Below are 9702 nucleotides of genomic sequence, written 5' to 3'. Positions count from 1 at the left end.
GGTCGGTTACAAAATAACAAAGATTTTTGGACCACTCAGAAGGGGGCAGATCACTACGACCGCCTCAAGCTCATGGAGAAGGCCAGCTATCTGGACTTCATCATCGAGGTTATCCGCCGCAGTGACAAGCAGGAGGGCTTCAAGGTGCTACCACGGCGTGGGTCGTCGAGCGGACATTTGGCTGGATGATCCGTGGTGCCGCCTGGTCGGCGACTACGAGAAGCGGATCGACGTCTCTCGCGCCATGATCCTCGTCGCCAAGGGCGGCAATCTCCTACGTCGAAACACTCACCCCGGATTTTCCGAACGGACTCTAACAACGCATTAAGAAAATCTTAACGTACTGGGGCGACTTTGACTTTTATAAAATAACGACTTGGTCGCAGAACTATGATGAAGATAACCTGGGTCGATGACGATTCTTATGCTGCAGCTGCGCAAGAGGACAGAAGTGCTCCCCGGACACGAATTAACGTACCGGCTAGATTAAGACCTACCGGCTACAAGCGTCGAAACGTTTTTCTGCGCAATATTTCGTTATCTGGTTTTTCCGTAGCATCCATAGACCGTTTACCAGCTCATACGCGCTGCCGGCTGACAATACCAGAAGTCGGTCGCTTCGATGCGCGTTCTATCTGGTGGGAGCAAGGGCGTGGTGGAGGCTTCGCGTTCGAGCAATTGCTGGATTCACGCATTTTGGCGACTATCATCGCGCGCTCCAGCTAATACTCGATCTGCCGCTTCGATCACCCTTGGCAGAGATGCAGTGTTTTGATTGATCATGCCGCCGTACTCCTTGCACCATTTATAGCAGCTCTGCTGAGCAACCCCGATGCGTCGACATCCGTATCGCCCCAAGGCAGCACAATCTCCATTTGCGCGCCTTGCCAACCATGTTCCCAGGGTTTGTAATGCTGAAGCAAGGCTCTCTTCCTTCGGTCCGGACTGAAGGAGCACTTAAAAGGGTCTGATGAACCAGTGGATCGAACAGTTCTGCCTTCAAAATGGGGTTTACGATGAAAACGCTGACCTTCACTTTTCTCACGCTGCTCGCCTTTGCAACGCCAGCGTCTGCACAACTCCATGGTATCAACTTGTCAGGCGGCGAGTTCAAGGACGTCGAGGGTGGCACGTTGATCCCGAGGCCTGCCGATGTACAGGCTTATTATAACGCGGGCTTTCGGCTCTTTCGCTTTCCGCTCAAGGCAAGCCACTTTGACCGTTCTGATGCGACCGCTAAGTGGATTGCCGTAGCAAACGCGTGCATTGCGCTCGATGTGCCATGCATCTTTGACCGACATGAGTACAAGTGGCCTGCGGCCGCCGAGCAGGTGGCGTTTTGGGTGAAGGTTCGTAATCGGCTGCCAAAGAGCGACTTGATCCAGTTCGACATCATGAACGAACCCAAAGGCTTCAACGATCCGGTGCTGACAAGCGACTGGGATCAATGGGCACGCGATAGCCGCCTGATTATTCACCGCCTTCGCGCTGCCGGCGTCACGAACCGCATCTGGCTTGAATACCCCGGGTGGTCCGGCATCGATCGCTTCTCGCATGCCGCCAAAGCGCTTAAGCGACAGGGGAATATCGACGACCCACTTCGTAGAACTGGCATTCAGGCACACCGTTATGCCGACAAGGACGGCTCAGGCACGAGCACCTACTGCGACAGCAAAAAAATGAGTTCGCATTTCGGCATCTTCGCTCGCCAGGTGCATGAGCTCGGCATGCCTGCGCTAGTAGGCGAGGCGGCGTTCGGAAAAACCAAGGGGTGCGAGGAAATCGCGACCGCGTGGCTGGCCGAGATGAAGGCAGGGATCCCGAACCTCTACGGCGTAACGTGGTGGGGTGGTGGCCGCGCTTGGAGCCCAAAGTATTTCTACAAAATATCGCCTCTGCCTAACGCTTATACGCGGCGGCTGACGGGGCACTAGGCTTCTTTAGCCTTGAATTCCAACGTTAACCTGACTAGTTACCTCCGACGTGTACTCATATTCAAGTTGACGTGTTAGGCCAACCGATTGGCCTCTATCGGGTGCGAAGCACGTACGGCGCCGGCGGTACCAACGTCAAGGAAGCAACCCATTTCTTAGCGCTAAAGCCGACAACGATGTGATGTGCCTCGACGATGATCGACGGTGCCGAACGACATCTTAGGGCGTTTGCATTCCGATCGGCTCTTTTACCTAGAGCACTTCTAGGATGAGCGGAATCGGAGAGGGATTTCCAAAACGATGATCCTGTGATTCATGGCGGCTGACGTGATGGAGGCGGCAATGGGTTGGCGGTCTGGTCAGAGCTACTCGCAGAATCTGCGTGATCGAGTGCTAAAGGCGGTGGATGGCGGCGTGCCCGTTCGGCAAGCAGCTGGACGCCTCGAAAAACCGGTAGCATCTGACGGCCCGAGATGGTTCACTGCTCGGCGCGGCAGTGGAGGCAGAGATGGCGGGACAGCCTGGTTTCTTCGATCTTTCGGACCGGTACGAGGCGCTGAGCGCGGCGGGCGATCCACTGGAGCGTTTGGCCGCGGTGGTCGACTTCGAGGTTTTCCGGGGACCGCTTGTGGCGGCACTACGCCTTAGCCCTCGGGGTAACGGTGGACGCCCGCCGTTCGATCCGGAGAGCCTCGTCTTTCTCGATGAGACCTGGGTGAACACGAAGATGGCCCGGCTCTATGGCTGGTCTCCGGTTGGCGAACGCTGTCACGACAAAGCCCCGTTCCGGCACTGGAAGACGATGACTTTCGTTGCCGGGCTACGTCTCGCCGGGATGACGGCGCCTTAAGTGCTGGACCGTGCGATGGATGGCGATGCCTTCCGCACTTATGTCCAGCATGTCCTCGCACCAACCCTCAACCCAGGCGACGTTCTCGTCCTCGACAACCTGCCAGCGCACAAGATCTCCGGCATCCGTGAAGCGATCGCCGAACGGCACGCTCAGATCTTCTACCTGCCGCCTTACAGTCCCGACATGAACTCTATCGAGATGGCATTCTCCAAGCTGAAGGCACTTCTGCGCCAAGAGCCGGCGCGAACCGTCGATGCACTCGTCAAATGCATTGGCAACCTGCTCGACCGCTTCCACCCAGACGAATGCGCCAACTTCTTTCACGACGCCGGCTATCAACGGTCATCGTGAAAGCGCTCTAAACTCTAATAGGCTGTTTGGAAATCTGCGGAAGGGCTTGTCAGGCGCATAGATTCTGATGCAGGCTCTGCATGTGGACGCAGCAGAGACGGAGGCGATTGCCCCGACGCCCCGACCGCCAGGAAAACGAAGCTCTGCCCGAGCGATCTTACCAACGACGAATGGGATCGCCTCTCGCCGTTGATGCGCGTGCCTGACGTCGAGGCCGCCCACGCAAGGTGGATTTTCGCGAGGTGGGCACCTCCAATAACGCTCTGATCTGAGCGATTGTATGTGCCGCAGTGGTATCTGGCTTGTTTGCGAGGCGTCTGAGCCTCATCGGCCTTGGTCTCGTGTCGCACCCGTCGGGAACGATCAAGCGTGCTTCCGCCGACGTTGCTTCACTTTGAACAACGCAGTCGCAGCCATTCCGGCCCCCATTTCACCCATCAGCCATCTAGGACGGGTTAGGAGCAGAGCCACTCCGACACTGCCAACCGCCGCCCCCGCGAATGCTAAGACTACGAATGGCTCCTGCGCGTTTAGGCGAGCTATGGCTGTAACCGGGTAAGCGACTGCCGTAACCAAGCCCGCCAGCAACAATCCGGGCAGGTGGGCAACCGCAAACGATCTGGGCGAAACGCCAACAAGTCGGCATGCATTGACACTAATCAACAGAAAGGAAACGATCACGCTGGCAGCAACCGCCTGAGCAAGCGTGGCGATTCCAAAGCGGTATGTCGCAAGACAGCCCCCGACGACCAATCCAGCATAAACGATCTGATTGACTATCATCGAAGCGACTGCACCCTTCGCGCGCTGGAGGGAGGCGCTTATCTTCGCTCCCAACCTGAAGTATGACGCGGATGAGAGAACCGCAAACGGAACAATAACGTTTGTCCACTTTGGGCCTAGAATCAATGCGATAACTTCAGGCGCGAGAATGGCAAGAAGTGCGGAAAGCGGAATTCCAATCACTGCGGTTAACTCGACCCCCCTAAGGTAGGCAGATCGTAACCGCGCCGCGTCGTCTTGGACGCGAGCGAGCGCTGGAAAGATCACCCGCTCTGCAATGCGTCCATAAAGGTCGGCCGGAACACTCATCAAATTATAGGCTCGCGAGTAGAGGCCAAGCGAGGCCGCGTCCATCATCCGGCCGACAACAGCGTTGTCGGCTCGCAACGCGACAAAGTTAATCAAGCGAGATGCAGAGAAGCCGGAGCTCCGCTGAAGAAGTTTGCGGGCGATTGGTCCCTTTAGCAGAGGTCGGAGCGGTGGGCGTTCGACCATGCATAGTATAGCGGCCTTGATACCTGTTTCAGCCAATGTTGCGGCAACCAACGCCCAGTAGCCAAGCCCTGACCATGCAAGAGCCAAGCCGATCAAGCCTGTTCCAATCAGACGGCTGAATAGCTGAGCAAGCATTACATGCTTAACAAGAATTTTGCGTAATAGTAGATTCTCTGATACAACTCCAAAGGCTTGCATAAGGAAAACTAGAGAAAGCACCCTTAGAACCGGCGTAACTTCCGGAATGTGTAAGAACCAACCTGCAAGCGGCGCGAGTAATTGAGTGGCTGCGAAGTAGCCGATGCTATTAAGAAATACCAGCGTTCCGGCGACGCGAATGTCGTCGCGTGACAGACTAGGAAGTTGGACCAACGTCGCGCCGATACCGATCTCGACTAGCATCGATGTGAACTGCACAAAGATGGTTGCGCCCGCTATGACGCCGAAGTCTGCGGGCGTGAGTAAGCGAGCTAGGACGGCGATGAAGCCGACCTCGATGACTTTGGAGAGCAGCTGAAGCCCTGTCATCCAACCTGCCCCGACGAGCACCTGTTGTCGGAGGGAGGGGTTAAGCTCGCCCTGAGGGAGTTCGCCGGGTGTATGCGCGCTAGCCATGCTATAAAAGAGTCCTATTTCCCGGTACGCTAGTCGCTATCGCAAACTGGCGTTACCTCAAGCTTTTTGCTTCCAAAAAGGCGGCGGCGCAAACTTGCTCGGTCTGCCCCGTCGTGCCAAGGCATCTGCGTTCGATGAAAGGGCAGGTATGGACTTTACGTTTGTTATCCCGCTGCGGAGCGCCAAGGTTTCTTCGAATTGGGAGCGCGTCAACCGGCTTCTTGAAGCCACCGTCGGTTCGGCTCTCGCAAGCCGAGACGCGAACGTCAGGGTAGTGATTGCTTGCGACGAGGTTCCCTCGATCTACCAGCAGAATGATCCTCGTGTGATTTTTCTCTCCAAGGCCTATCCAGTTCCCGAGACGTCAGCGCATCAAATGCTGGATAAGCGCTTTAAAAAGTTCGATCTTGTAAATTTCGTATTAAGGGGCGGTGGAGGGTACATGATGCTTCTCGACTCTGATGACTTAGTAAGCAACAAGCTTGCTAGTTTCACCCTTGATAACGATAACCGTAGAGGATACCTCATCGACAAAGGTCACATTCTTGATGTAAAAAGCCAAGAAATTGAGACTGTTGCTGATTTCGATCGACGTTGTGGATCCTCTGCAATATTCTACCTGGACTCGGCTGATGCTGATTCCAGTTTCAACTGGCCGTTATACATCACTGTCACGCAGCATCAGGACTTTAGCCGGTTGTCGAAGAACACGCCGAGAACCTTAGACCCGATACCGTTCGCAGCGGCCATAGCGCTGAAGAACAATGGTGAGAACCACTCGTACCGCTTTGGCGGCAAGGGAAAGGTATCAATTAAGCGTCGCGCTATGAATTTTCTACGTCGCAGGGAAGCAAGGTATCTTTCTGTCGAAGCCGCGCAAGAGTTTGGAATGGTCGGTCGTTGAGAGACTGGCCTTAAGCCTATCCAGCCACACTCGCCTGCCGCCGCGTGCTACCCGGGTCCTCCCAAATGTGAGGCGGACCCCGAGAGGGTCCGCTAAGTGACTAAGAAGAATGGTGCTCCCGGTGAGGAACGAACTCGCGATCTCAGCCTTACCAAAGCCCGGGCAGAGAAACTCCGCTCTTCCCAATGGCAACAGCAGGACTGCCAGGCTTCGCTCGTGCGCAGTCCAACCGAGCTGGAGGCAATGCTGCGCCCGCTGGTCGATGCCGGCGTCAACGAATTCGACGCGAGTACCCGACGGTTCCACACTCCCGCTTTTCGAAGCGAGCGAGCTTACCTTGGCGGGATGGACCCGGAAGGTCAGCGGCCTGCAAGCCTGGCCGTCGGCGGCGTAGGCCTGGGTCGGGATCTTTACGGGTCTTACGCCGCTGGGGGCAGCAATGGGGTCGATAATCTGAACGAGGTTCGGCGCCGGATCACCGCCGGCGAGTTCGATCTGATTGGGGTGGGACGGCCCTCATCACAGTGGACGAAGAAGGCCGCGACAGGTGAACGCTTCCTGCCATTCAAACCGGCAGCCGTCAGGAATTTGATCTAAGTTCAGCGGAAGGCTGACGGACCTCGCGTGGTGTACGCCCATCGACCATGATGCAGAACTAACGGATCAAGGCATGATCGCTTAGGCCCGTTCCGCCTTTCCGGTTCAAGATGGTTACGCGAGAACGCTGGCAATTCCTCAAAACTAAGGTTTAGGAGGGGAAATGAAAACGCCAGCATAATTGCGAAGGGCAAGAAGTGGTGGTGCCGGATGTCTGCCCAGGCGGAACCGGCGCTCTAGGATCCGGACCCATAGCGGATCGCGCCTTTTCTGCCCACCGAAGTTCGCGGCAAGCCGCGTGTCGAAGATCGCCGGGTGCTGAGGGGGGGGCGTTCATGCGTTCCGCTGCGGCGGTCGCTGGGCGGACTGCGCGGGCGTGTATGGGCCATCCGCCGCAGTAACAAGCAGGAGGGCTTTAAGGTGTTACCCCGACGCTGGGTCTCGAGCGCACAATTGGCTGGATGATCCGATGGCGCCGCCTGATCCGCGATCACGAGAAGCGGATTGACGTCTCTCACCATGATCTTCGCCACGACGGGCGGCAATCTCCTACGACGAAACACTCACCCCTGATCTTTCAGCGGAGGCTGAAGTCCAAACGCAATCAGCAGCTTGATTTTACGTCGACCTGTTGATTCAATGTGCCTTTGCATCGGAAGAGGCTGAGCCGTGACACCGTCATTGTTCTGGCTATCCGATCCGGCATGGGCGGCGATCGAGCCGCACCTGCCGCAGACCCAGCCTGGAGCACGATGTGTCGATGACCGACGGGTGATTTCAGATATCGTGCACTAGCTCAGATGCGGCGGTCATTGGCAGGATTGTCCAAGCGAGTACGGACCTTCGACGACGGTCTATAATCGCTGTAACAGATGGAGCCACCGCGGCTTTGATCCCGCATCCTGGCTGCTTTGATCGAGGAAGGCTGGATCGCTGAGACCGCCCAGCTCGACAGCAGCTATATTAAAAACAATCAGTGTGCGGGGGGCGGAAAAAGGGCTCGAGCAATGCCATTGGTATTTCGCGCGGCGGCCGGACGACGAAGATCCATGCGCTCGTGGATGTCCTCGGGCTACCAACCCGCCTCGTACTGACACCGGTAATACATCAGACATCAAGGGTCCCGACATGCTCGTCGATGCGATCATAGGGATGATGTGCCTGATCGCAGATCCCGCGATACGACGCCAATTGGCTGCGCTCAAAGCTTCGAGATTAGAGGTACAATTCCCACCATCCCGGGCAGGCGAAATCAAGAGCGGCCCATCCAGTACGACGATCGCTGCTATGGCGACCGTTGGCTTGTCGAGGCTATGTTCTGTCGGCTCAAGAACTTCCGCCGTGTTGCCAATCGCCACGGCAAGCTCGCGCGCAACTACCAGTCCGCCGTCGCGCTCGCAGCCGCGATCGTCTTCTGGCTATGAACGAGTCTGGCGCTCAGACGCTAATGACCGCCAACAACGTGCTACAACCGCTTCGTCCGTAGGCGAGAGGCCGGGGTGTGGAATTTACTATGAGCGGCGGTTTACGCGGGTCTGGCCGGTGAGATGATGACAATCGAATATACCTGCACGCGCGTCCATTCAGCACGGTGCGACGCTGTCGCTGATCGAGACATTCAGAGCTGAAGCGCTTTGTTGCACGTGCGAGGGTGTTGTTTTCATCCAAGCGATGTTAGATGATCGTGCTATCAAATGATGCGGGGAAAATGATGAAGATCGCTGTATTTGGCCTCGGTTACGTCGGGCTGTCGAACGCAGTGCTGCTGGCGCAGCATAATGAGGTGGTCGCCGTCGATATCACGGCCGAGCGGGTCGACATGCTTAACGCGCGCAAGTCACCCATTGCCGACGCCGAGCTTGAGGACTTTCTCGCTACGCGTCCACTGAACCTGACCGCTACCCTGGACCCAGGGCAGGCCCTAAATAGGGCCGACTACGTCATCGTTGCCACGCCAACGAACTACGATGTGGAGACGAACAAGTTCGACACATCATCAGTGGAAGAGGTAATCCGGACAGCCGTGGCTGGAAATCCTGAGGCCACAATCGTCATTAAATCAACCATTCCAGTCGGCTTTGTCGAAGATGTGCGCAACCGGCTAGGCACCTCACAAGTAATTTTCAGCCCTGAGTTTCTGCGCGAAGGTCGCGCTCTCCACGACAACCTGCATCCCTCGCGCATCATCGTCGGTGAGCGTTCGGAGCGGGCGCGAATTTTCGCGAACCTTTTGTTTGAGGGCGCCGAGAAGAACGATGTCGAGATATTGTTCACCGATCCGAGCGAGGCCGAGGCAATCAAGCTTTTCGCCAATACTTACCTCGCCATGCGCGTGGCCTTCTTCAACGAGCTCGACAGCTACGCAATCGCACACGGGATGGACTCGCGCCAAATCATCGTTGGTGTCGGTCTCGATCCTCGGATCGGCCCGCACTACAACAATCCCAGCTTTGGCTATGGCGGCTACTGCCTACCTAAGGACACTAAGCAGCTTCTGGCGAACTACTCCGAAGTCCCGCAGAATCTCATTCGCGCCATCGTGGATGCCAACCGCACTCGCAAGGACTTCCTGGCCGACCAGATTATTGCCAGGAAGCCGCAGAAAGTTGGTGTATTCCGCCTGGTGATGAAGTCCGGATCGGACAACTTTCGGCAGTCGTCGATCCAAGGCATCATGAAGCGGATCAAGGCTAAGGGTATCGAAGTGGTGATCCACGAGCCTGCAATGACGGAGGAGGAGTTCTTCGGTTCGGCGGTGGTGCGCGACCTTGATGCGTTCAAGCGAGACTGCGACGTCATCATCGCCAATCGGATGACGTCCGAGATCGACGACGTAGCGGCCAAGGTATTCACCCGCGACCTGTTCGGTTCAGACTAGCACTACTTTGGCCGATGTTATGATTTAAGGATTTCCAAGCGTGGAATGTGTAATTTATAGGGTGCCAGCTTCTGGAGGGGCGGGTGATGGATCCGGATTGGAGAAAGGGTCTCGAGCGCTGGCTTGAGCCTTTTCTAAGAGCTCTTGGACACAAGACCCGGCGTCAGATGTGCCCGGCCTAATCGCGGGTTTGATCGATCGTGGTGATCGCAAGAGTGTGCAGCCGATGGCTGCTCGCCGCGGTGAGGCAGGCTCTGACCAACTGCATTATTTCGTAGCTGCCGAGATCTGG

At 56.6% G+C, this 9702-nt stretch carries 7 protein-coding genes and 6 pseudogenes; 12 read left to right on the top strand and 1 reads right to left on the bottom strand.

Annotation, left to right across the window (positions count from 1 at the left end; genetic code table 11):
* The 5 genes and pseudogenes from GV044_RS13420 to GV044_RS13405 all read left to right on the top strand — a co-directional run.
* Nucleotides 1–328 (top strand): annotated as a pseudogene (locus GV044_RS13420) (hypothetical protein); the annotation flags it as partial.
* A gap of 62 nt (nt 329–390) precedes the next feature.
* Nucleotides 391–726 carry a PilZ domain-containing protein gene (locus tag GV044_RS22745; RefSeq protein ID WP_371741618.1) on the top strand — a complete coding sequence of 112 codons (336 nt, stop codon included), beginning with the start codon at nt 391–393 and terminating at the stop codon, nt 724–726.
* 290 nt (nt 727–1016) lie between these two features.
* The gene (locus tag GV044_RS13415; RefSeq protein ID WP_159871600.1) at nt 1017–1934 is read left to right on the top strand and encodes a cellulase family glycosylhydrolase; all 918 of its coding nucleotides are present in this window, start codon (nt 1017–1019) and stop codon (nt 1932–1934) included.
* A 508-nt stretch (nt 1935–2442) separates the two neighbouring features.
* A pseudogene (locus GV044_RS22170) lies at nt 2443–2619 on the top strand (IS5/IS1182 family transposase); the annotation flags it as partial.
* Nucleotides 2620–2784: 165 nt separating this feature from the next.
* Nucleotides 2785–3138: a transposase gene (locus tag GV044_RS13405; RefSeq protein WP_159871598.1), complete on the top strand. Its 354-nt coding sequence runs from the start codon at nt 2785–2787 to the stop codon at nt 3136–3138.
* A 363-nt stretch (nt 3139–3501) separates the two neighbouring features.
* On the opposite strand, the gene GV044_RS13395 is transcribed toward GV044_RS13405, so the two are convergent.
* The gene (locus GV044_RS13395) at nt 3502–5031 is read right to left on the bottom strand and encodes a lipopolysaccharide biosynthesis protein (RefSeq protein WP_256377268.1); all 1530 of its coding nucleotides are present in this window, start codon (nt 5029–5031) and stop codon (nt 3502–3504) included.
* A 94-nt stretch (nt 5032–5125) separates the two neighbouring features.
* On the opposite strand from GV044_RS13395, the gene GV044_RS13390 reads away from it, so the two are divergent.
* From GV044_RS13390 to GV044_RS22155, 7 genes and pseudogenes are all read left to right on the top strand, one after another.
* Complete coding sequence (locus GV044_RS13390; protein WP_159871596.1) at nt 5126–5935, top strand: hypothetical protein; 810 nt, start codon at nt 5126–5128, stop codon at nt 5933–5935.
* A 96-nt stretch (nt 5936–6031) separates the two neighbouring features.
* Nucleotides 6032–6532 (top strand): hypothetical protein, encoded by a 501-nt coding sequence (locus tag GV044_RS13385; RefSeq protein WP_159871595.1) that lies wholly within the window; start codon nt 6032–6034, stop codon nt 6530–6532.
* A gap of 378 nt (nt 6533–6910) precedes the next feature.
* Nucleotides 6911–7105 (top strand): annotated as a pseudogene (locus tag GV044_RS22165) (transposase); the annotation flags it as partial.
* A gap of 96 nt (nt 7106–7201) precedes the next feature.
* A pseudogene (locus tag GV044_RS13375) lies at nt 7202–7956 on the top strand (IS5 family transposase).
* Nucleotides 7957–7983: 27 nt separating this feature from the next.
* Nucleotides 7984–8131, top strand: a pseudogene (locus GV044_RS22160) (IS5/IS1182 family transposase); the annotation flags it as partial.
* 112 nt (nt 8132–8243) lie between these two features.
* Entirely contained in the window at nt 8244–9410 is a 1167-nt protein-coding gene (locus tag GV044_RS13370; protein ID WP_159871601.1) for a nucleotide sugar dehydrogenase, read from the top strand.
* 86 nt (nt 9411–9496) lie between these two features.
* A pseudogene (locus tag GV044_RS22155) lies at nt 9497–9702 on the top strand (transposase); the annotation flags it as partial.

Source organism: Novosphingobium sp. 9U (assembly GCF_902506425.1).
Classification (GTDB): Bacteria; Pseudomonadota; Alphaproteobacteria; order Sphingomonadales; family Sphingomonadaceae; genus Novosphingobium.
This window is presented reverse-complemented; position numbering and strand designations above follow the sequence as displayed.

Bases quoted from the DNA above. Each gene is read 5' to 3' on its own strand.
- GV044_RS13415 (WP_159871600.1), top strand. From the start codon at position 1,017: ATGAAAACGCTGACCTTCACTTTTCTCACGCTGCTCGCCTTTGCAACG.
- GV044_RS22745 (WP_371741618.1), top strand. From the start codon at position 391: ATGATGAAGATAACCTGGGTCGATGACGATTCTTATGCTGCAGCTGCG.
- GV044_RS13395 (WP_256377268.1), bottom strand. From the start codon at position 5,031: ATGGCTAGCGCGCATACACCCGGCGAACTCCCTCAGGGCGAGCTTAAC.
- GV044_RS13370 (WP_159871601.1), top strand. From the start codon at position 8,244: ATGAAGATCGCTGTATTTGGCCTCGGTTACGTCGGGCTGTCGAACGCA.